Here is a 21575-nt window from a genome sequence, read left to right as displayed (position 1 = left end):
TGTCGGAGTCGGCGGGAAAATCATAGTGTTCATAGTATTTCGGCGGGGCGTCTGCCTGCCTTGCAGAAAATCAGTCTCGGTAACGGCTTTGTTATGGAGTGATTGCCGCCTCGTTTGGCGTGGGTTTCATCGGGTAACACTCCGTCGAATGCCGTTTACTGAGCGTTTCAGGAGTGCTAACCCGGGAGCTCCGTCACTAATCCACAGACGGAGCGCGCTCCCGAGCAACAGAAGTTCGAAGAGGACGAGCACCCACGCTTCGGGGCGGCGGAGGTAGCCGAGGGACCGACGGAAGAAGCGCCACGTCTGGTCGAACAGGCCGACACCCGACGACTCTGGACCGTAGGATATCGGCCAGAGGAACGACTCCAGTGCACCGTAGTTGCCGAAAAAGAACCCACTGTAGAGTAGGTCTGCGGGGATGTGTGAGAGATAGCCGAGTGCGAACGCGACGCCGACCGTCGTCATCTCGAAGCGTCGCGCGACGAGGACGACGGCGAGTGCGAGGGGAATCGAGACTAGAATCGAGTGAGCGAACGACAATCCGCTCGGGAGGACGCCGAACGACCACGAGAGTGGTTTGTCTACGAGGTCCGGGAACTGGGTCCCAAGCACGACGGCGAGCGCGGCACGGCTATCGAGTCGTCTGTTCGTCGCCCGCGCCCACAGCGAGACGAGGATGTACCCGACTGCGAGGTGCTCCCACGGCCACATCTACGCGACGCCTCCGCAGTCGACCACCGAATAGGGTGTCGAGGGTGCGTGGAGTGGTGTCGTCGAGGAGACTGTCGAAGCACGCTCACTGTGTGTTCGGTTCGGTGACTGCGTACTGTGTATCGTGGACATCTGAGACTGGAACTGCTGGTGTGGTCGGTGGGGGCGCGTTTGGCGGTGTGTGCGACGCGCCAGGCCGTCGTCGGTGAGTGCGTAACTCGTCACGCGTCGGCGCACGACGCCCGCATCAACGCAAAGAAAAGCGGGTTGCTCGTTTTGTTATGGCGACTGTAACAGACCGCTCCCGCCTGTCGAATCGGTGGTCATCGACTAACGCCCCGGGACGAAGTCAGTAGATGCCGAATAACTACTCGGGCAGACGGCGTCTCTCTGAGCAGAGAGTATGCGCTATCTGTTCTTCACAAACACGCCCGCCCACGTTCACCTCTACAAATATGCGGTGAGAGAACTCCAGCGGTTGGGCCACGACGTGCTCATCCTCGGACGAGACTACGGATGTACCAAAGACTTACTCGAGTACTACGACCTGCCACACCGAATCTACGGGTCGTGCGGGACGACGAAGTATTCGCTGTTCAAGAACTTGCCGTCCCACTATCTGAACATCTTCAGGGAGGTCCGTCGGTTCGACCCGGACCTCATCTTCGGGATGGGAGGCTACGCGGCACACGCGGGTGCTGTCTCGCGCACCCCCGTCGTACTCGTCATCGACTCGGAACCGACGTCGCTCGACCATCTCGTCTCTCGCCCCTTCGCGAAGGCGATACTGACGCCCCACACGTTCGGAAAGGACCTCTCGGAGAACCACTACCAGTTCAGGGGGTTCAAAGAGACGGCGTATCTCCACCCCGACGTGTACGAACCCGCGACGGATATCCGGGCAGAACTCGGACTCGCTCCCGACGAGAAGTTCGTCGTCGTCCGGTTCAACGCGTTCGGGTCGCACCACGACGTGGGCCACCGCGGCTTTACACCCGAACGCCGTGCCGAACTCATCGAGATGTTGAGCGAACACGCTACCGTGTTCGTCCTCGACGAGAGCGACGAACGACGCGATGGCGACGTCGATACGCGTCCGTTCGACTTCCACCCGGCACTCGTCCACGACGTACTCGCCGAAGCGGAACTCCTCGTCGCTGACACACAGACGATGGTCACGGAGGCTGCACTCCTCGGAACGCCCGCCATCCGTTCGAACTCGTTCGTCGGCGAGCACGATATGGGGAACTTCGTCGAGCTCGAACAGCAGGGCCTCATCTCGAACCTCAAATCGTTCGACGAGGTGATGGAACGAGCGGAGACGCTCCTCACCAACCCCGGGACGAAAGCCGAGTGGCAGACCCGTCGGGACGCGTTCCTCGAAGACAAGGTCAACCTGACCGAAGTCATCGTCCAAGTCGCGTTGAACTACGGGTCTGTCGACCCAGTCGAATCGTTGTCCCGGCACACCGTCCCGGCGTAACGCGACTCGATTCGCAACCCGAACGTTCGTCTCCATCGGTGGGTGATTCACCGACTCGAGACAGTCAATCGACCCATAACTAACCACTCGACAGTCCAATCTTCGGCACCGAACTGCGCACCGAAGACGCTCTCGACTCACCTTCGCTATGAACGACAACACCACACTGCTCGTCGTCGGCCCACGTGGAACCGGCGGCATCGACCGATACATAACAGAACAGAAACGCTATCTCGAAGACCGGATGGACGTCCGTCTCTACACCCGATACACTGCACCGAAGGGTGAGGGAGTCGAACGGGCCGTTCGCATGATTCTGTCGTCGATTCAGGCCCTTCTCCTGTTTCCGTTCCAGTCGCGACCAGACATCGTCCACGTCCACTCTTCACACAAGTACTCGTTCTACCGCTCGGCGTTCTTCGTCCTCTATTCGGCGTACGTCTGGCGCGTCCCCGTCGTCCTCCACATCCACGGGTCGTCGTTCGACGAATTCCTCGACACGGACTCACTCCTCGTTCGTCGCCTCCAGTCGCTCGTCTTCGACACCGTCGACGACGTGGTGGTCCTGTCGGAGTACTGGCGCGAGTTCGTCTCGCGGCGGACCGACTACGATAAGGTACACGTCCTCGCCAACGCCGTCGAACCCGCCGAGTTCGAACCGACCTACGAGGCTGACCCCGTCCACGTCGTCTTCGTCTCGAACCTCATCGAACGCAAGGGAATCGGCGAGTTACTGGACGCAATCGAGGCGCTGGAGGCGATGCCGAACCTCTCGTTCCGCGTGAGCATCGGTGGCCGGGGTCCCCACGCGGAACGAGTCGAGGCCGTCGCCGACGCGTACGACAACGTCGAGTATCTCGGGTTCCTCTCGGAGGCCGAAAAACGGGACCTACTGGGTCGGGGAACCGTGTTCGTGCTTCCGACCTACGCCGAGGGCCTGCCCATCGCCTTACTCGAAGGGATGGCCGGTGGAAACGCCGTCGTGACGACGCCCGTCGGAAGTATCCCCGAAGTCGTCACCGACGAACAGGGGATTCTCGTCTCGCCAGGGAACGCTCAGGAACTGACCGACGCACTCGCACACCTCATCGCCAACCCCGACGAGGCGGTACGAATGGGTCGAAAAAACAGGTCGCTGATAGAATCGCGCTACTCCTGGGAGTCGAACGCCGACAACCTCGTCTCGATGTACGCAGAAGCGAACTAGGCTGGCCTCTCCTCTCCTCTCCCGACTGTGATTACTTCTGAGCGTGACCTATCCACCGCGTGCGTAGCTGTCGCCGAAGACGCGTTCGAACGAGTTCGATGTCTCCACTATCGTCGTCGTTCGTTGGGAAAATTGTCCGTTCTGACCGTCCGCCAAACCGGTTACGAGAATTGCTCGGAACGCTGGTCGTCGCTTTGTGGTCCACGTTCCGTCGCTGTGTCGGCGGCAATCGTCGTTCGACGGGACTCGTGTCTCTCCGCGTTGCCAGCGGACTTTTGGAGGTGGTGGTTGGCTCTGTCGTCGAGGAACATCGCGAACGCCAGCGAGAGAACACCGCCGACGACTCGCGTTCCGGACCCAGTGGTGTCAGTTCGAGTGAGTGCTTTCCGGGTGAACCGCGACAGGCCCGCGATGATACTCACGACACCGAGGAGGTACATACCCACGAGCGCGTACTTTCGTCTGTAGACGTACTTGACGAGCAGTCGCCAGAGGAAATCCTTCAGCAGCAGGATCGAGAGGCCGGGGACGAAGCTCGAGTACCTGATGCCACTTTCTTCGTCGCCGTACCGGGCTCTCATCGGAACCGTCGCAACCCGCTTGTCGGCGACGTTTAGATTCACGAGCAAGTCGTTCAGGAACCCGTACTGGTCGTACAGACGGTCGAAATCGAGGGCATCGAGTGCGTCCGCAGAGATTGCCGTGTAGCCGTTCTGTGGGTCGCGGATGTGCCAGTAGCCACTGGCGATACGCGTCAATCCCGACAGGAGAACGTTTCCGAAGAGTCGCCACGGTGGCATCCCGCGCCAGTACGACGGCCCCCCGAGTCTGTCACCGACGGCATAGTCGGCCGACCCGGTGGCCACGGGGTCGATAATCGAGGTGATGATGTCCGGGTCCATCTGACCGTCACCGTCCATCACGACGAGGATATCCATCCCCTCTTCGAGCCCTCTCTGATATCCTGTCTTCACGGCCGCGCCACGTCCTCGGTTCGTAGGATGTCTGATAGCGACGACCCGTTCTCCCACGATTTCTCCACCGTCGGCCGTCAAGGCCGATGTCTCTTGGTCTGTCGTGGAGGGGTTCGTTCGGGCGTTCACCCGCGCTGTGTAGGTGGTAATCTCACGCCACGTCTCGTCAGTCGAGTGGTCGTCGACGACGTACGTCCGGTCGACGAACTCGGGAATCGTGTCGATGACAGTTCCGACGAAGCGCTCTTCGTTGTACGCGGGGACGACGACTCCGATCGTTTTACCGAGGTACACTGTACTCCTCCTGTGTATCCATCTTCGGCCGTCGCGTACCGTACGAACAACTGGCCGAGGTGAATCGAACCTGAGGAGGCGAATCGAGGGACGACGTAGTTTGTGACATCGGAACTTCCGTCCCTCAGTTGTACTGTTGGATGCTTTGTTAGTCGCGACAATCATCTAATATAAATATACATTCAGGAAAAATTGTACGTAAATGGCTTCCTATTAATTGTCTGCAAAAGCTGAACTTCTCACCATTTATCAAATTTATCGAGACAGTCACGAAATTCAGATTGTTGTAATTCGGTCCAGTCGATGTGTCTCTGCGGTGGACTTACGTTCCGGAAAAGCGAGCGACGAAGACGGGACGTTCGTCGACTGGGCCGAATTAACGGAGTGTCTCGAGATGAGTAGACGGACCGTGGTCACGGCGACCAGACGGATTTCGACGGCAGCAGTGGATGGGTAGTCGTTAGTAAATCACTGTGGTGGAGACGACGTGACGGAGTGCCGACTCCTCGACGTCGTTATGGTTCGGCGTTAACAGTTCTGTCCGGACGCCGCTCGGCAGGTAAGTGACCAACGTCGCCCGCCCGCCGCTCGTCGGGCTTTCTGAAAAACGCGACGTGGACGACGAAGTGGACGAACGGTGCAGGGTCGTCGAAGCGGAGGTAGTCGAAGTGCGGTTCCTGCCATATCGACGACGCGACGTCCCACAGTGCCTTCGAGAGTGGAGGGCGTTCGACGAGTGGGGACTCGTCGGTCACGACGCTCTTGAGATAGCCGAGTTCGCCCCACAGATAGTGGCTCCCGATTCCGAGGTCGTAGTCGGGTTCGACGAGGTGTTTCTGTCCCGTCGCCAGCAACCAGTAGAAGTACGGGAAGTCGGCACCGCTCCGTATCGTCGATGGGAGCGACTGCCATAGACGGGGGTTCACTTCGATAATCTTGAACTCGCCCGTGTCGGCGTCCTGGAGGTATTCGATACAGGCCAGTCCGTGCCACTCGAGATGGTCGAGTAGTCCCCGCCCGACAGCTTCGAACTCCGGGAGGTAGACGGACTCTCGGTAGACACCGCCCCCACCGGTGTAGGAGTTCCCCCGAATCTGACGGTGCTGGAACGTCGCGAGGGCTTCCCCGTGGTCGTAGAGGGCGGCGAACATGTACTTGTCCGCGGGTGGAACGTAATCTTGGACGATAGGGTCGTGTCCCATCTCACGACGTATCTCGGCTCGATTCAGGTCTTCTCCCGGTTGGACGTGGATGACGCGTTTGACGATGTCGTAATCGTTCGGGCCGAACCCGTCGACGTACTCCTCTGTGATGACGTTGTATCGAGGTTTGATGATAGAGGGGCGTTCGAACTCGTCGACGTCGCTGAGCAGTCTGGTCCGCGCCATCGGGACGCCCGCCGCAGTTGCGGCCTCGTAGAGTCGCATCCTGTCGTGAACCGACCGCAACATCTCGAACGGTTGCACGGCGAGATTCACGTGCGTGGCGAACTCGTCGTGATACTTCGAGAGGACGTACGCGTCTTCGGGTCGGCCGGGGACGATGACGTCGACGTCGGGTCGTGCACATATTCCGACCAGCGCATCTTTGTACCTGACGAGGCCGTCGCTCGGTGCAGGAATTCGGACGACTTCGTCACAGAAGCGTGACGAACTGACAGGGGTATCGTCGTGTTCGGAGGCAACTACTGTCCGGATACCGTTCGTACCGAACGACCGGACGATGGCGTAGTTCCCCGAGGTGACGAGTACCGCGCCTTTGTTGCCACCATGTTTACTCATGAAAGATTCTTCGCAGCGACTATGGATTAGTATGAATCAACTAACGGGGGACACTGCCGAGTGTCCGGAACCTAGAGTGTCGTGGCGCAGTGACAGTCTCGGCTACTATCGTGTGTCGTTGCTGGTCGCTCGTCTCGAACAGATAGTTCCCATTTGGTTCCCGATAACGCCGTCTGCGGGTGGTCAGCGTGGGAAATCAGTTGGTTCGTCTCACACGTGACCGTCGGCAGAAAAGACCATGAGATGGGTATCCACGTGGCGATACCGTAGAGACGGGGACCTGCGGCGAGCGTGCTTAGAGTACGTCGTCGTCGAGGCCACCGGGGTCACCGGCAGTGTCGAACAGGTTGTTCTGTGCGCTCTGGACGAAGTCGGACTGGACGCCGCCCTCATCGTCGACGGGAGCACCGTATGCGTCCATCCCCATCGAGAGGAGTTCTTCGACGGCCTGTTCTTCGCTGATGAACTCTTCGTCGACGAGTTGTTCGAATTCGACCAGCAGTTCGTCCGGGAGGTTGACCTCAACGACGGGCATATACCGGGGTTCGTGCTCAACGTACTTTAGCAACCGGGTGTGAGTGAAGGCCGTCTCTCGCCCGTCACTGCGCCCCACCGACGCGGTAGAATCACCCGTGTCCGCGTCCGTAACCGCGTGTCTTATCAACTCTCGTTCGGACTGTCAACGCACGCGACTGTGTGCGATTCGAGAATCGGACACGACACGCGAGAGGACCACGACGTGACACGTGACACTGACGACTCGGGAGGTGACGACGCAGCACCGTCGACTGCTGGTAACCTCGGTTGGCTTCCCGAACGAATCGAACTCCCGAGCGACGAGTGGGTCATCTACCCACCGGGAGAACCCCGGCCTGCGAACTTCGCCCTCCGCTTCGAGAAGTCGGTGCCGGCGGTTCTCGTCGGGGCCGAATCCGGTGACTCTCCCGGCGTCCACGTCCTCCCACACCCTGGGGGTCTCTCCGTCTCTGCTCGCTTCGACGGCGTCGTCGACGAATCGGTCCACGAGTTCGACACGCCGACGTCTAACGAGGAGTCACAGCGCATTGCGTCGTGGGTTCAAACGTGGGTCCATCGCGTCGACGAACGGGCCGAACGAGCACGTATCTCGTCGGCGTGTGCTCCCGTTCCGAACGCAGGCGACAGCGTGGCAGACGCCCTGCACGAACACTTCGGGCGTGCAGATGCCGTCGCCGCCGCAGTCGTCGAACGTGACACCAGCGCACTCCGTGACGTCCCCGGCGTCGCCGAACAGATGGCGGACCAACTCGTCGTCCACTACGGCACAGACACCGAGTGGGAGTACTATCGCCGCCGGCACCACCGCGACGCCACGCCGTGAGTCAAACGCCGATTTGACTCTTGAGTAGGGTTATTCTCTCAGCCACCTATGTAGTGGTATGTCATTGACACGTCGTACACTCGTTCGTTCAACTGCCCTCCTCTCGCTTGGCCTCGTCGCCGGTTGTCTCGGGGATGGTGGGTCGAACGGCGGTGCGGACGACACCGACGACACGCCTGACCTTCCGGGCGACACTACCACTGACCCTGCTGGCGGCACCCGCCCGACTGGAACCGGCGGACCCGGTATCGTGCTCACGAACGTCGACGCGGCGCCGGACCTCCCAATCGAACCGACCGTCGAAGTCAGCGAGGACGTCGCAACCGACGACCACCCGCCACAACTCCGGGTCACGCTGACCAACACGAGCGACCAAGTGGTCGAAGTCGGTGAGGGACGTGCCATCTTCTTCCAGTACGTCTCTGACGACTCGCGCGAACTCATCTTCCTCCCCGCAGGTGAGACGTACCCCGCAGACCCGGGATGCTGGCGACTCGACGAACCGATTGCCGTCACCGAAGAGTACCGAGTCGAGTCGTTCGACCCCGGCGAATCACGGTCCAAACTCGTGGACCTCTACGGGGCGGCCAAACAGGAGGGCGAAGAAGAGAGTTGCCTCCCTGTCGGGGAGTTCCGCTTCGAAACCACCATGACTGTCGGTTCATTGTCCGGTGGTGACGACGAGCGAACGAGCACGAAGTGGGGCTTTTCGCTCTCACTCGAATAGCCGTATAGGTCGGTGCCGACCCGATATCCCGTGGGTCAGCGTGTCTCCGCTTCGTCCTCGGTGAGTCCCCGATAGATGTCGCTGTAGAGCGAGCGTTCGGAGACGTCTATCTCACCGAGATTGACGCGGCCGTCTTGACGCGCAGCGAACGCGACGACGTGAGCGACATCCTCGGGCGCGAGCATGTCGTCGGGGTCGTACGCGTCGACGAGCCGTTCGCCGCGAAACTCGATTTCGGTCCGGGTGTCGCCGGGGTTGACGAGGACGACGCCGATACCGTTCCGTCCCTCGCGTGCTTCGAGGTTCTTCGCGAACCCCCGCGTCCACCACTTCGTCGCGCCGTACGTCGCGAGCACTGGGTCGGCGTGTTTCGCGGAGTCGCTGCCAACGAAGACGACGGTCCCTCGTGACTCGCGGAGGTGGGGGAGGGCCGCCCGCGTCGCATAGAACATCCCGTCGCAGTTCACCGCCATCTGGGTCCGGTAGTCTTCGACCGAGAGGTCGACGAGGTCGTCACTCATCCGGAGGATACCGGCGTTGTTCACGAGGACGTCGAGACCACCGAACACCTCGACGACTTCCGAAACCGCCGCTTCGACGGCTTCGTGGTCGGTGACGTCGACGGGGAGGACGTGTGTCTCGGCGTCACACGTCCGTTCGATGTCGCTCGCGAGTTCGTGGAGTCGGTCCTCACGGCGCGCGAGAAGTGCGACTGCCGCGCCGTCGCGAGCGAGCGCTCTCGCAGTCGCCGCTCCGATACCCGAACTCGCACCGGTGACGAGTGCGATACGTTCAGTCATACCACTCACTCGGGAGACGGTGTGAATAAATATTGCATACCACGAGACGGTGCGGACTCGCTGGTGCTCGTGGCTGACTCGAATCGCGTCGGGATACTACGGACAGTGTCGAAGGCACCGAACGCTACCCAGTGAAACCGAACACCGTCACAGGGGCACAGTATCATAATACACTCCGGCGAGTAGGCCCCCTATGGCCGCGAACCGTCTCTCGTTTCGGGTGGGTCACGAATGAGTCGCACAGTCCGACTCGGCGTCGACGTCGGCGGCACGTTCACCGACGTCGTGCTATCGACTGCGTCCGGGACGCTCTTGACTGCGAAAGTCCCGACCACAGACGACCAGAGCGTCGGCGTCGTCGCCGGCATCGAGAAGGTCTGTGCCGACGCTGGCATCGACCCGGGCGACGTCGACTCGTTCACGCACGCGATGACCGTCTCGGTCAACGCACTCCTCGAAGACGACGGCGCGGAGACGGCGCTCGTCACCACCGAGGGGTTTCGTGACGTACTCGAAATCGGACGACAGACGCGACCTGACCTCTACGATATCACGGTCGAAAAGCCGACGCCACTCGTCCCTCGCCGCCGACGATTCGAGGTGAGTGAGCGGGCCACAGTCGACGGAGTCCGGCGTGCAGTCGACGAACAGGAGGTTTCAGCCGTCGCGGACGAAATTCGAGCGACCGATGCCGAAAGCGTCGCCGTCTGCCTCCTCCACGCCTACCAGCACCCCGAAAACGAACAGGCCGTCACCGCCGTCCTTCGCGACGAACTCGACGTGCCAGTCTCTGCGTCCCACGAGGTGTTGGCCGAGTTCCGTGAGTACGAACGTACCGCGACGACAGTCGCCGACGCGTACGTGACGCCCGTCATCGACGCCTACCTCGGCCGTCTCGAGGAACGCGCAGACGAACTGGGCGTGCCCGCGCCTCGAATCATGCAGGCGAACGGCGGCATCGCCTCTGTGGAGACGGTTCGAAGGCACGCAGTGACGACGGCGATGTCCGGCCCTGCCGCCGGTGTCGTCGGTGCGGCAGAGACTGCTGGTCCCGTCGCTCTCGATGGTCTCGTCACGTTCGACATGGGCGGTACGTCCAGCGACGTGAGCCTCGTCCGCGACGGGGAGATTGCACAGACGACTAACGCCGAAATCAACGGCCGTCCACTGAAGACGCCGATGGTCGACGTCGAGACGGTTGGTGCCGGTGGTGGGTCGATTGCGTGGGTGGACGCTGGCGACGCACTCCGTGTCGGCCCGAAGTCCGCGGGTTCCGACCCGGGGCCTGCGTGTTACGGGCGCGGCGGGACGGCCCCGACTGTCACCGACGCGAACGTCGTGCTCGGATACATCGGCGCGAGTTCTGCGCTCGGCGGCGAACTCTCGGTAGACGAGCCGGCCGCCGAAGAGGCCCTCTCCTCGCTGGCGGCCGAGGCCGGATTAGACGACGCGCGCCACGCTGCTCGCGGCGTCTACAGCGTCGCGAACGCGAATATGTCCCGTGCGATTCGGTCGGTGACCGTCGAACGCGGATACGACCCGCGTGAATTCGGCCTCGTCGCCTTCGGTGGGGCAGGTCCGATGCACGCCGCCGCCGTCGCCGACACGCTCGGTATCCAAACTGTCGTCGTCCCCCGTGCGTGTGGCGTCCTCTCGGCGTACGGACTGCTCGCGGCGGACGAGCGACACGACTCGGTGCGGACGCTCAGGTCCCGACTCGACGCGGTGGCGACGACGGCTATCGAGCGCGCCTACGACGAACTCGCGTCCGACGTCCTCGAAGACGTTCTCGACACCAAATCCGCAGTCGTGCGACGCGCTGCCGACCTTCGATACGTCGGTCAGAGTTTCGAACTGACCGTCCCCGCCCCGGACCAGTTCGATGCGGACGTAGTCGCCCGGCGGTTCCACGAGGCGCACGAACAGGCCTACGGCTACCGACTGGCCGACCCAATCGAACTGGTCAACGTCAGGTCGTCGGCAGTCGTCGAGCGCGACGCACCGCCTGTCTCGTATGAAGGTGGAGACGCCGTTCGAAAAGCGAGTCGCGAGGTTCGTTTCGAGGCCGGCACCTTCGAGACGCCGGTGTTCGACCGAGAGTCGCTCGCTGCGCACGCCGACGTGACGGGGCCGGCGATTCTCGAACAGGACGAGAGCACTGTCGTCGTACCGCCGGCCTGGCGTGGCACCGTCGGTGGGGACGGGACGCTCGTCTTGCGGCGTGGGGGTGACGACGAATGACGGACATCGACGCCATCACACTCGAAATCATGCGCACCCAGTTCGAGAGCGTCGCCGAGGAGATGGGACAGGTGCTCGTCAGTTCGTCGTACTCGCCGAACATCAAGGAGCGTCGGGACTGCTCGACTGCACTGTTCGACGCCGAGGGGCGACTCGTCGCACAGGCCGAACACATCCCAGTCCACCTCGGTGCGATGCCCGACGCGGTTCAGACGGTCCTCGAATACGACCCTGTCCCCGGTGACGTGTTCGTCCTCAACGACCCGTTCGACGGCGGCACCCACCTCCCCGACGTGACGATGGTCTCACCGCTCACCGTCGACGGCGAGATACTCGGCTACGCCGTCTCACGAGCGCACCACGCCGACGTGGGCGGGATGACGCCCGGGAGTATGCCTGCGGGTGCACGCGAAATCTACCAGGAGGGGCTTCGAATCCCACCGGTTCGACTCGTCGACGCGGGCGTGCAGAACGACGACGTCCTGTCGCTCATCTTGGCGAACGTCCGCAATTCCGGTGAGCGCCGCGCGGACATCCGAGCGCAGATTGCCGCTAACGAACGCGGTGGTGACCGACTCTCGGACCTCGTGGCCGACCACGGCAAAGACCGGGTCGTCACCGCTTTCGACGCAGTCCTCGACTACTCGCGGGACCGCGTCACCGCCGAACTGCGTGCCCTCCCCGATGGGACGTATCACGCACGCGACGTGCTCGAGGGCGACGGAGTCACCGACGACGACGTGCCTATCGAGGTTTCGGTGACCATCGACGGCGACTCCATGTACGTCGATTTCGACGGCACGGCACCACAGGTCGCCGGCAACGTCAACGCACCACTCGCAGTCGCCAAGAGCGCCGTCTACTTCGCCGTTCGGTCCGTCACCGACCCCGAGATACCCCCGAACGAGGGGTGTTACGACCCAATCGAGGTGTCGGTTCCCGACGGGTCGCTCCTCAACCCGTCACCACCTGCTGCTGTCGTCGGTGGCAACGTCGAGACGAGTCAGCGCGTGACCGACGTGGTCTTCTCCGCACTCGCGGACGCCGCACCCGAACGTGTCCCCGCACAGGGACAGGGAACGATGAACAATCTCACCATCGGGAGTCGAACCGGTGGCGAGGGAGGATTCACGTACTACGAGACTATCGGCGGTGGGTTCGGCGGACGAGCGACTGGTGACGGGATGGACGGCGTCCAAGTCGGGATGACGAACACGCTCAACACACCAATCGAAGCGCTCGAAGCGGAGTATCCGATGGTCGTCGAAGCGTACAGTCTCCGCGAGAATAGCGGTGGGCGTGGGAGACACCGGGGTGGACTGGGTCTCGTCCGGTCTCTCACCGTCGAGACGGACGCGACTGTCTCGCTTCTGACCGAACGCCGCCGTGTCGCCCCCAAAGGAATCGCCGGTGGCGAAGACGGGGCAGTCGGGAAGAACGTCGTCCGGGTTCCAGACCTGACCGAGGACGACGACGGCGACGTGTCCGAGTCGGTCGGTGACGAAGAGGCGTTCGTCGTCGGGTCGAAAGTCACCCGTGAGGTGTCTGCGGGAACGACTGTAACCATCTACACACCCGGCGGTGGTGGGTACGGCGACCCGGCCGAGCGTTCTCGGGACGATATCGAACGCGACAGAGCAGACGAGAAGATGGAGTAAACCACAGTCTGGTGAGTGGTGACAGCGGTACTCTCCTTCCCCGCCCAGATATGCAGTGAACGCGCGGACGTTTCGGACCCTGTAGGCAGTGGAATTGGGAACCCCCACGCCGATTCGCGAAGCCGGGTCTCGGGGACTATTTAAAGAAACTGATTATCAGAAGCAGGCCGGATGGACGCGACCTCCTTACAGTCATCTGGTGAAGGAAATGGCAACCCAACCTGAGTTACCTGATGCCTCTCGGACAGACGAGGGGCAGTATACGTGGAATCGAGACGCGGCAACGAGGTGCCTCGACGGAAGTCCGTTCGACACCGAACTCGGGCTTCGGATGTCACGGGACGCTATTCGCGTCGCGAACGGCGTCCTCGACGAAGACGTCTTCCAGTCGAAATACCACGAGGCAGTCGTCGCGGAGTTTGGCGAGGACAACCGGCCGAGCAAACAGGAGAACTTCGACGATGAGTGACTCTGATGGCGTTCATCGGCGCGACGTACTGAAAGCGGGTGGTGCTGCTGCCGCGTTCGGTCTCGGCGGGGGCAGCTATCTGACGTCGCTCACCGATGCCGGAGACGTCTCGGACATGGGCGTCGAGACGTTTGTTGGACAGGACGAGGTGTTCTTCAGTTCGTGTGCCCCGAACTGTCGCGGACGATGCCCGATTCAAGTCCACGCCAGAAACGGGCGCGTGAAAAAGATAGAACCGGGCGTTCCGGAGAACGAGGCGTACAAGCGAGCCTGCACGCTCGGGCTCTCTCAAACCCAGCGTGTCTACAACCCGACGCGCCTCAAGTATCCGATGAAGCGTGTTGACTGGTCGCCCGACGACCCGAACGTCGAGGGGCGCGGCGAAGACGCCGCGTTCGAGCGCGTCTCGTGGGACGAAGCACTCGGCTACATCGCAGCCAAGATGGAGGAGACCCGTGAAGAGTACGGGCCGAAGAGCGTCTACTTCGAGTCCGGTTCGGGCGACTACGGGACCGCGAGTAACCACCAGGCACGTCTGGCAGCGTTGTTCGGCGGCACCCAGATGGACTGGTCTATCGACATCAACGTCGGACAGGGCTTCCGCCGGGTCAGTGGTGCGGGCTGGTTCAACGTGGCGACCAACCAGGCCACGGACCTGAAGAACGCGAACACGCTCATCGCGTGGGGCGGCGACATCTTCGCCAGTCGACTCCAGCAGGACGCGTCGAAGATGCTTGATGCGGTCGAAAACGGCGCGAAGCTCGTCGTCGTCGACCCGGTGTACACTGGAACGGCGGCGAAAGCCGACCTCTGGTTACCCGTCAAACCTGGCAAGGACCCGCACCTCGCACTGGGGATGATTCACACCGTCTTGGACGAGGAACTCTTCGAGGCGGACTTCCTCCGCAAGCGGACGCTCGCTCCGGCACTCGTCGGCCCGGACGGGAAACTCCTGCGGGCGAAAGACGTCGTGCCGGGAAGTGACGCCGACAAACCCGTCGCGTTCAACGAGGAGACCGGCGAACCCGAGGTCCTCGAACCCGAGACGTTCGGTCCGTACGCTCTCGGCGGCGAGTACACCGTCGGCGGCGTCACCGGGCGAGTGGCCCTCGACTTCCTCCGCGACGAAGCCGCGAAGCACGCACCGGAGGACATCGCCGAGACAGTCGGCGTAGAAGCGAAGAACATCCGCAAAGCTGCACGCTGGCTCGGTACCCGTGGCCCCGGCGGTGTCGTCCCGGGACTTGGTGTCGACCGATACAAGTACGGTCACATCTTCGGGCAGGCGTACGCCACCCTCGTCGCCCTGACTGGTGACTACGGACGAAGCGGTTCCTTCCAGGGTGGATACTTCAACGGGACGGGAATCTCGACTGGCGATTACAGCGCGCCCGAAGGAAGCAAGGGCGTCTCGAAGATTCGCCAGACGAAGATTTTGACCGGCATGGAGTCCGGTGACCCGTACCCCATCAAGGTGATGTACGCTCAGGAGTCGAACTTCGTCGCCAACCAGCTTCCTGACCGGCAGCGTTGGCTGAACGCGGCGAAGAATCTCGACCTCATCGCCGTCGCCGACATGCACCACACGCCGACGGTCCAACACTCGGACATCATCCTGCCTGCGGCACACTGGTTCGAAAAAGAGGGCGTCACCTCGCCGTACACCCACCCGCACGTGAATTACCGGGAGAAGATTCACGACCCGCTCTGGGAGTCGAAATCGGACTTCTGGATCATCAGCCACCTCGCGGAGAGATTGGGCTACGGGGACCGTTTCCTCCAGACCAAGCGGGAGGAACTGAAGAAGATGCTGGAGGCCGACGAGTACGTCGACTACGAGACGCTCAAACGGCAGGGAACGGTCGAGAAACCCACGCCGGTGGTCAAGTACACCGACGAGTTCGACACGCCCTCTGGCCGCCTCGAAATCTACGACGAGGACGCCCCGAGCGAGAAGGGCCAGACACTCGAAGTCCCGAAACACGTCGAGAGTCGGACTGCAGACGACTGGGAGTCCGCAGACGACTACCCCCTGATGTTCATGCAGAAGCACTCGAAGTGGCGCATCCACTCCCAGTTCGGGTATCAGCAGTGGCTCCGAGAACTCAATCCCGAGCCACAACTCGACATCAACCCAGTCGATGCAGAAGAGCGCGGCATCGAGAACGGGGACTACGTCCGCGTTCACAACGACCGGGGTGAGATGATCGTTCGTGCGAAAGTGAACGAGGCGATTCAGCCCGGACTCGTCAACACCGACCAAGGATGGTACACGAGTGATTACATCCGGGGACATCACAACGACCTCACCCACACGGACGTCAGCGACGTGACCGGGAACTTCTCGTTCTACGACGTCCGGGTCGAGGTAGAGCATGCCCCTGCAGAGGCGGACACGAGCAAGTACGAGGAGAAACAGCCGACCGGCGCGAAAGCGACTGGTCCCGGAGTAGGAGGTGACTGAACATGACGAAATACGGACTCGTAATCGACCAAGAGCGGTGTATCGGCTGTCAGGCCTGCGCCGTGACGTGTAAGCAGGAGAACAACGTCGGACTCGGCCAGTACTGGAACCGCGTCCTGACCATCGGTGGTGACGACGTCGACGAACCCGCCGGAACCTATCCGAAGAACGGTGAAGACGGGACGCTGGACATGCAGTACCAGCCGACGGCGTGTCAGCACTGCGAGAACGCCCCCTGCGTGAAGGTCTGTCCGGTCAATGCGACCTACACGCGCGAGGACGGCATCGTCGAAATCGACTACGACAAGTGCATCGGGTGCCGGTACTGCATGGCGGCGTGTCCGTACAACGCTCGCGTGTTCAACTGGGACGAACCCGAGACCGTCCCCAAAGAGGGTACCGGTGACGTCGCGGCGCGACCGCAGGGTGTCGTCGAGAAGTGTACGTTCTGTAGCCACCGCGTCGACGAAGGACTCGACCCCGGGTGTGTCGTGAACTGCCCGGCCGACGCGCGTATCTTCGGTGACCTCGACGACGAGACCAGCACCGTCTCGAAGTACATCAAGAAGTACAACACCGACCGCCTCCTCGAAGACCGGGAGACGGAACCGAAGACGTACTACATCCGCGGTGAGATGAGTCCTGGCCGTCCCCAGACCGGCGACAAGATGGAGAGTGAACTCACACCGGAAGAACGTGAGAAGGCGGGCCTCCACTCGCAGGCGGTTCCACACGTGCCGGAGACGGTTGCGGGAGGTGACGACTGATGCCTAACGGCACCACCACGACGGCCGACCGTGAGTCGGTCATCGCCATCGGCGAGTTCGCCTCTCGTGGGAAGATATGGCTCGCACTGCTCGCAGTCGTCATTCTGGCCGGCCTCGTCGCGTGGTACCAGCAACTGCAGATGGGTCTGGCGGCCACGGGGATGCGCAACGTATTCTCGTGGGGACTGTACATCATGCTGTTCGTGCTGTTCGTCGGTCTCTCGGCGGGTGGCCTCATCATCTCGAGCGCGCCGAAGTTCTTCCACTCGGACGAGTACGAGAGCCTCGCCCGCTTCGGCGTGCTGTTGAGCTTGGCCTGCATTACGGTCGCTGGACTCCTCATCCTTCCCGACATCGGTCGGCCCGAGCGAATCTATCAGTTCTTCACGTCACCGGACTTCCGGTCGCCGATGGTGTGGGACTTCGCAATCGTCGTGTTGTACGGCGTGTTCAACGTGTGGTATCTGTGGCTGCTCACCCGGCGTGACCTCGCAGCGCGCGGTTCGCGGTTCGCATTTGGACGTGAGGACACCCCGGATGGCCGGAAGCGAGACCGGAAACTCGCGTTCTGGAGTGCCGCCGTCGCGCTCCCGCTCGCGGTGATGCTTCACTCGGTGACTGGCTGGATCTTCGCGACGCAGATTGGGCGCGGTGACTGGTTTAGTCCGCTCGTCGCTCCCACCTTCATCGCGAAGGCACTCGTGTCGGGTCTCGGCCTGTTGCTGGTCGTGGCAATCATCGCTGACAGGACGACGAAATTCGACCTCGACGCCGAGTTGCGTACTCGCCTCGGGAAATATCTCGGTGTGTTCCTCGCAGTCCACGTGGTCTACCTGCTCGCGGCCGAACGCCTGCCGCACGCGTGGGCCGAACACTTCGGGTTCTGGGCCATCACGAGTGGGTTCCTCGCGGGTGAGTCCACTGCGTTCTACCTCTGGACAGTCGTCGGCGGTGCCATCCCCATCGCACTCCTCGCGATACCCGCGTTCCGCAGACAGACGTGGGCCGTGTTCACTGCCGGTGCCCTCGCAGTCTTCGGTGTGCTGTTCGAGGGTGTCCGCCTCGTGTTCGTCGGCTACGATAGCGTCAACATCGCGAACGCACCCGGAATCAGCGTCGGCGAGTACGGCGGACTTGGCTCGAACATCTGGGCACAGACAGGTGTCTACACCCCCACGATGATCGAAGTCACTATCGCAGCGGGGCTGGTGGCGGTGGGAGCTCTCATCGTCACGCTCGGTCTGCGATTCCTCCCAATCCAGGAATCGTCCCACGGTAAAACGGCCACTGCTGACGGTGGCACCACGGAGTGAGAACATGGCAACAGAACCCGCAGGAAACACGACGCAGGCCGAAGATGCCCTCGCGCTCGAGCTCGCGGTACTCGCGGAGTGCTGGCGACAGCCTGACCAGCGACTCGCCAGCGCGCTCGACGCCGGACTCTTCGACGACATCTCGGCCGACGACGTGTCGATTGCCGACCTGCGCGTGGAACATTCCCGGCTGTTCGTCGGGCCGGGCGACCACCCGTGTCCGCCGTACGAGAGCGTCTACCGTGACCGAGAACACGACCAGGAGTTCGGTCTGGTGATGGGTGCGGCGACGGACGCTATCGAGCGATGGTACTGGGAGTACGGACTCGTCCCCGACGAGACGTGGACCGACCTCCCCGACCACGTCGCCGTGGAACTCGAATTCGCGGGGCATCTCGCTGCGACCGGCGAGCACGATGCCCTCGAACAGTTCGTCGACGAGCATCTCGGCGTGTGGCTTCCGGAGTTCCTCGACCGGGTCGAAACTGCGACCACCGAACCGTTCTACCGAGCGGTTGCCCGAGCGACACGTGACATCGTCGGTGGAGGTGGCGGGCGATGACGGTGGCGTTCCGATACGAGTACGACATCGAGTTCGAAGTGCTGGCTGACCACCGCGACGAATACGAAGCGTGGCTCCCCGAAGCGACGGTGCTGTGGGGACTCGACGAACACGTCGCCGCGTTTGGGCAGCAGTACTCCGACACTGGTCCCATCCCGGGGAGGCGGTTTACTTTCGAGTTCGAGACGCTCGAGGACTGGGCCTCCTTCGTCGAGGGCGACACGCATCGGAAGAACATCCAGTGTCTCGAGGAACTGACCACCGAACTGTGTGCGACGCTCTGGCAACCGAATCGACTCGACAGGCACTGTTCGACCGGGGGTCGAACATTGGCGGTCGGTGGAACTCGACAGGCCGGACAGCACGGCTAGTCCGGTTCAGTATCCGCCGACCCAGTTGCGTCCCGCTGGCCGCGCGCCCCCTACCGCCACTCCGTCTTTTGACTGACACAACGTGCGTCGCAGAACGGACCGTGATAACTGAGCCGTTGTCACCGGTCGAATCGGGACGTCCCCGAGAGAATCGGGTCGCGTCACTCGGCGTCATCGAAGATGCCCGTCACCATCTTCGACTCTGCCGACTGGAGACGGGTCGAGAACGACTGTTTTGTGATTCCGAATTCGGTCGCAAGCTCCTCCAGCGAAACACGTCTCGGCGTCTCGTAATAGCCGCGTGCGACGGCCTGTTCGACGGCCGCACGCTCCTTGTCGGTCAACTGCGCCGTCTCGAACCACCGGGGTTCAGACCGCTCGCCGCTCTGTTCGACAGGTGTAAGCTTCCGCAACTTCACTGACCGCCCAGTCTCCCTGATGTCTGCCACGATTTCCTTCAGCACCTTCCGGTTTGGGACGTACACCTCGGAGATGGCCGTATCGCCTTCGATGCGGAGGACGTTGGGGGTACACCCGTGCGACCAGAACGCTGGGCACGAACAGTTGTCGATTTCCTGAGCAAGCCGTAGGCTTTCAGTGTCCTGTTGTTCATCGTTCGAAACCGTCACGTCGATGAAACAGACCCCTGAATACGGGAAGAGTGTTACAGAGTCGATTTCTCCTTGAACGTTGTTGAACAACGGACACGTCGAATCTGGTGGAATTCCGAGTTCTAACTCGGCACGAAGCTCCAGCGTGCCAGTTTCTGAGTTGTCGTGATACTTCGTCGTTTCTGTCATAGGGAAATCAGGTGGACCATTCTACCGACGGGAGACTGCTCAGCTAGAAGGGACGTGACCGAGGGTAAAGGACAGGCTCAAGATTGCCATTTTCTGGGAACGATAGCACGTCGTGCAGGCCGCTCGATTGCGAGCAAGACTGGTGGTTGGAGGCCGGCCGAGTATCAGTTGGTACGCTCGGGCGAACCTGTCGACGCCGAACGTTTCTATCGCGGCATTTAGTTTATCATCGCCCGCTCGCTCGTCTCCGCCCGTCGCTGTCGAACACGGCGGCCAACTTCTCACGCATCGCCTGCCGGCGGAACGAGCGTCGTCGCTCTTCGGAGAGGTAGTTCGACATGACAACGTCGGCGCTCTTCGACCCCTGGTCTGCCGCGACACCTTCTAACTGCGAGAGCATCTCTTCGACTGCTTCCTGATAGGTCGTATACCAGAAACGGCGACAGAGTTTGGCAGTCGGCGTCTCTCCATCGACGGACACACCGGCGTCGCGTGCGAGTCGTTTGAAGCGCCGATTGACCGTCTCGCGGGCGATGTGTCCCGTCGAGGAGCGAGACGACGGGAAGAGAGCGCCGTTCCAGTCGTCGTCCGAGAGGGAATCGATTCGCTCGGCGACGGCATCGACGCCGTAGAGCAGGGCGACGGTACCGGGGCCGTTCTTGCGTTCTTCGAACGAGATGTGCGGGTCGTCACCGGAGAGGGCGAGTTGCGAGACGTCGAGTGACGCGAGTTCGTTCGGGCGGAGGCCCCACGCGGCGAGGCCAAGGACGAGGAGTCGTTCTTCGAGGTCCGACGCGGTGGTGTACACCCCGCGAACCTGCTCGGCCGTCATCGTGCGATTGTCGGGTTGTCCCTGCTCCCAGCGGAACTGTTTGGCGGCGTTCTCGACGGGGTTGTACCGTGCGCGTCGAAAGTCCACGAGATAGTCGTAGAACGCACGAACCGTCTGGAGGTATTTGAGTTTCGTCCCGTCGGTGGCGAGTTCGTCGTCGAACTCGTCTAAAACCTCGAGACACCGGGAAATCTCGTCCGGTTCGGCGTCTCTGTCGTCGAGTTCGTCGAGGAGTGTGGCGCGGCCATGGTGGTCACGATAGACGCGGGCGAACCGCGCGAGGTGGGTCCGTCGAGTCGGAATCGTGGAGTCTGCGAGTCCACGCCGGGATTCGAGCATGTCGAGATACGATTCGAACGCTTCGACTGTCGCGTCGTCGTCGATATCCCAGTCGTACCCGTCGTCTGCGTCGTCGTGTCCGAGGCCAACGACGTCGACGAAGAACTGACGCGGTGTGAGGCCGTGTTTCTCGCGTAACGCGTAGGCGATACCCGACCACCCGTGGTCGGTCAACCAGTCGTACGTCGGGACGTCCCGGGTTGGGTCCATCCCATCGCGGTCCATCGCCGGGGCGATGGTATCCCAGTAGAACGACTCGAGTTCGTCGAGCGACTTCCGTGACCAGTTCACGTGGTCTCACCCCGGCCGTTGCCTTCCTGTCGGAGTCTGGGACCCATCGTTCTGGTTTCACGGCGTCGTGGAGAGGGATTAATACTTTCTCTCTATTCGACGCTTTGTCACCGAAGTCGGCTGGCCAA

At 62.0% G+C, this 21575-nt stretch carries 19 protein-coding genes; 12 read left to right on the top strand and 7 right to left on the bottom strand.

The features are described 5' to 3' along the window. Positions 1-126: 126 nt before the first annotated feature. A complete protein-coding gene (locus ACK3R5_RS18815; RefSeq protein WP_411969023.1) occupies positions 127-714 on the bottom strand; it encodes a metal-dependent hydrolase in 588 nt (195 codons plus the stop codon). 403 nt (positions 715-1117) lie between these two features. Between ACK3R5_RS18815 and ACK3R5_RS18810 the strand changes: the two genes are divergently transcribed. Continuing rightward, positions 1118-2197 carry a DUF354 domain-containing protein gene (locus tag ACK3R5_RS18810; RefSeq protein WP_411966264.1) on the top strand — a complete coding sequence of 360 codons (1080 nt, stop codon included), beginning with the start codon at positions 1118-1120 and terminating at the stop codon, positions 2195-2197. Positions 2198-2345: 148 nt separating this feature from the next. Next, positions 2346-3404, top strand: coding sequence for a glycosyltransferase family 4 protein (locus ACK3R5_RS18805; RefSeq protein WP_411966263.1), 1059 nt, complete (start codon positions 2346-2348; stop codon positions 3402-3404). 161 nt (positions 3405-3565) lie between these two features. Here ACK3R5_RS18805 and ACK3R5_RS18800 read toward each other — a convergent pair whose 3' ends face one another. The 3 genes from ACK3R5_RS18800 to ACK3R5_RS18790 all read right to left on the bottom strand — a co-directional run bounded on the left by ACK3R5_RS18800 (position 3566) and on the right by ACK3R5_RS18790 (position 6988). Then, positions 3566-4672 carry a glycosyltransferase family 2 protein gene (locus tag ACK3R5_RS18800; RefSeq protein WP_411969022.1) on the bottom strand — a complete coding sequence of 369 codons (1107 nt, stop codon included), beginning with the start codon at positions 4670-4672 and terminating at the stop codon, positions 3566-3568. A 515-nt stretch (positions 4673-5187) separates the two neighbouring features. Beyond that, a complete protein-coding gene (locus tag ACK3R5_RS18795; protein WP_411969021.1) occupies positions 5188-6453 on the bottom strand; it encodes a carboxylate--amine ligase in 1266 nt (421 codons plus the stop codon). Positions 6454-6748: 295 nt separating this feature from the next. Then, on the bottom strand, positions 6749-6988 hold the full coding sequence (locus ACK3R5_RS18790) for a hypothetical protein (RefSeq protein WP_058572429.1): 240 nt from the start codon (positions 6986-6988) through the stop codon (positions 6749-6751). Positions 6989-7192: 204 nt separating this feature from the next. Here ACK3R5_RS18790 and ACK3R5_RS18785 point away from each other — a divergent pair, with 204 nt between their 5' ends. After that, on the top strand, positions 7193-7813 hold the full coding sequence (locus ACK3R5_RS18785) for a hypothetical protein (protein ID WP_411966259.1): 621 nt from the start codon (positions 7193-7195) through the stop codon (positions 7811-7813). Between the two features lie 58 nt (positions 7814-7871). Further along, complete coding sequence (locus ACK3R5_RS18780) at positions 7872-8540, top strand: hypothetical protein (protein WP_411969020.1); 669 nt, start codon at positions 7872-7874, stop codon at positions 8538-8540. A gap of 35 nt (positions 8541-8575) precedes the next feature. Here ACK3R5_RS18780 and ACK3R5_RS18775 read toward each other — a convergent pair whose 3' ends face one another. Further along, on the bottom strand, positions 8576-9340 hold the full coding sequence (locus ACK3R5_RS18775; RefSeq protein WP_411969019.1) for an SDR family oxidoreductase: 765 nt from the start codon (positions 9338-9340) through the stop codon (positions 8576-8578). A gap of 231 nt (positions 9341-9571) precedes the next feature. Here ACK3R5_RS18775 and ACK3R5_RS18770 point away from each other — a divergent pair, with 231 nt between their 5' ends. From ACK3R5_RS18770 to ACK3R5_RS18735, 8 genes are all read left to right on the top strand, one after another. Continuing rightward, a complete protein-coding gene (locus ACK3R5_RS18770) occupies positions 9572-11581 on the top strand; it encodes a hydantoinase/oxoprolinase family protein (protein WP_411969018.1) in 2010 nt (669 codons plus the stop codon). After that, positions 11578-13239: a hydantoinase B/oxoprolinase family protein gene (locus tag ACK3R5_RS18765; protein WP_411969017.1), complete on the top strand. Its 1662-nt coding sequence runs from the start codon at positions 11578-11580 to the stop codon at positions 13237-13239. Before ACK3R5_RS18770 ends, ACK3R5_RS18765 begins: the two co-directional genes overlap by 4 nt. Positions 13240-13447: 208 nt before the next feature. Then, a complete protein-coding gene (locus ACK3R5_RS18760) occupies positions 13448-13708 on the top strand; it encodes a 4Fe-4S ferredoxin N-terminal domain-containing protein (RefSeq protein ID WP_411969016.1) in 261 nt (86 codons plus the stop codon). Then, a complete protein-coding gene (locus ACK3R5_RS18755) occupies positions 13701-16172 on the top strand; it encodes a molybdopterin-dependent oxidoreductase (protein ID WP_411969015.1) in 2472 nt (823 codons plus the stop codon). Before ACK3R5_RS18760 ends, ACK3R5_RS18755 begins: the two co-directional genes overlap by 8 nt. A 2-nt stretch (positions 16173-16174) precedes the next feature. Beyond that, a complete protein-coding gene (gene dsrO, locus ACK3R5_RS18750; RefSeq protein ID WP_411969014.1) occupies positions 16175-16939 on the top strand; it encodes a sulfate reduction electron transfer complex DsrMKJOP subunit DsrO in 765 nt (254 codons plus the stop codon). Next, entirely contained in the window at positions 16939-18252 is a 1314-nt protein-coding gene (gene nrfD / locus ACK3R5_RS18745; protein WP_411969013.1) for an NrfD/PsrC family molybdoenzyme membrane anchor subunit, read from the top strand. The genes dsrO and nrfD overlap by 1 nt, the downstream gene beginning before the upstream one ends. Before the next feature lie 4 nt (positions 18253-18256). Beyond that, a complete protein-coding gene (locus ACK3R5_RS18740; protein ID WP_411969012.1) occupies positions 18257-18814 on the top strand; it encodes a molecular chaperone in 558 nt (185 codons plus the stop codon). Next, positions 18811-19185, top strand: coding sequence for a hypothetical protein (locus tag ACK3R5_RS18735; protein WP_411969011.1), 375 nt, complete (start codon positions 18811-18813; stop codon positions 19183-19185). The genes ACK3R5_RS18740 and ACK3R5_RS18735 overlap by 4 nt, the downstream gene beginning before the upstream one ends. 161 nt (positions 19186-19346) lie before the next feature. Here ACK3R5_RS18735 and ACK3R5_RS18730 read toward each other — a convergent pair whose 3' ends face one another. Both ACK3R5_RS18730 and ACK3R5_RS18725 read right to left on the bottom strand, forming a co-directional pair. Continuing rightward, positions 19347-19985: a helix-turn-helix domain-containing protein gene (locus tag ACK3R5_RS18730; protein WP_411969010.1), complete on the bottom strand. Its 639-nt coding sequence runs from the start codon at positions 19983-19985 to the stop codon at positions 19347-19349. Positions 19986-20211: 226 nt separating this feature from the next. Further along, the gene (locus ACK3R5_RS18725) at positions 20212-21447 is read right to left on the bottom strand and encodes a tyrosine-type recombinase/integrase (RefSeq protein ID WP_411969009.1); all 1236 of its coding nucleotides are present in this window, start codon (positions 21445-21447) and stop codon (positions 20212-20214) included. Between the last annotated feature and the right edge of the window lie 128 nt (positions 21448-21575).

It is taken from the genome of Haloferax sp. YSSS75 (genome assembly GCF_046764215.1).
Lineage (GTDB): Archaea > Halobacteriota > Halobacteria > Halobacteriales > Haloferacaceae > Haloferax.
This window is presented reverse-complemented; position numbering and strand designations above follow the sequence as displayed.

Excerpts from the sequence above, each read along its gene's own strand:
- ACK3R5_RS18815 (WP_411969023.1), bottom strand. The coding sequence starts at position 714 with ATGTGGCCGTGGGAGCACCTCGCAGTCGGGTACATCCTCGTCTCGCTG.
- ACK3R5_RS18810 (WP_411966264.1), top strand. The coding sequence starts at position 1,118 with ATGCGCTATCTGTTCTTCACAAACACGCCCGCCCACGTTCACCTCTAC.
- ACK3R5_RS18805 (WP_411966263.1), top strand. The coding sequence starts at position 2,346 with ATGAACGACAACACCACACTGCTCGTCGTCGGCCCACGTGGAACCGGC.
- ACK3R5_RS18795 (WP_411969021.1), bottom strand. The coding sequence starts at position 6,453 with ATGAGTAAACATGGTGGCAACAAAGGCGCGGTACTCGTCACCTCGGGG.
- ACK3R5_RS18790 (WP_058572429.1), bottom strand. The coding sequence starts at position 6,988 with ATGCCCGTCGTTGAGGTCAACCTCCCGGACGAACTGCTGGTCGAATTC.
- ACK3R5_RS18780 (WP_411969020.1), top strand. The coding sequence starts at position 7,872 with ATGTCATTGACACGTCGTACACTCGTTCGTTCAACTGCCCTCCTCTCG.
- ACK3R5_RS18775 (WP_411969019.1), bottom strand. The coding sequence starts at position 9,340 with ATGACTGAACGTATCGCACTCGTCACCGGTGCGAGTTCGGGTATCGGA.
- ACK3R5_RS18770 (WP_411969018.1), top strand. The coding sequence starts at position 9,572 with ATGAGTCGCACAGTCCGACTCGGCGTCGACGTCGGCGGCACGTTCACC.
- ACK3R5_RS18765 (WP_411969017.1), top strand. The coding sequence starts at position 11,578 with ATGACGGACATCGACGCCATCACACTCGAAATCATGCGCACCCAGTTC.
- ACK3R5_RS18760 (WP_411969016.1), top strand. The coding sequence starts at position 13,448 with ATGGCAACCCAACCTGAGTTACCTGATGCCTCTCGGACAGACGAGGGG.
- ACK3R5_RS18755 (WP_411969015.1), top strand. The coding sequence starts at position 13,701 with ATGAGTGACTCTGATGGCGTTCATCGGCGCGACGTACTGAAAGCGGGT.
- dsrO (WP_411969014.1), top strand. The coding sequence starts at position 16,175 with ATGACGAAATACGGACTCGTAATCGACCAAGAGCGGTGTATCGGCTGT.
- nrfD (WP_411969013.1), top strand. The coding sequence starts at position 16,939 with ATGCCTAACGGCACCACCACGACGGCCGACCGTGAGTCGGTCATCGCC.
- ACK3R5_RS18740 (WP_411969012.1), top strand. The coding sequence starts at position 18,257 with ATGGCAACAGAACCCGCAGGAAACACGACGCAGGCCGAAGATGCCCTC.
- ACK3R5_RS18735 (WP_411969011.1), top strand. The coding sequence starts at position 18,811 with ATGACGGTGGCGTTCCGATACGAGTACGACATCGAGTTCGAAGTGCTG.
- ACK3R5_RS18730 (WP_411969010.1), bottom strand. The coding sequence starts at position 19,985 with ATGACAGAAACGACGAAGTATCACGACAACTCAGAAACTGGCACGCTG.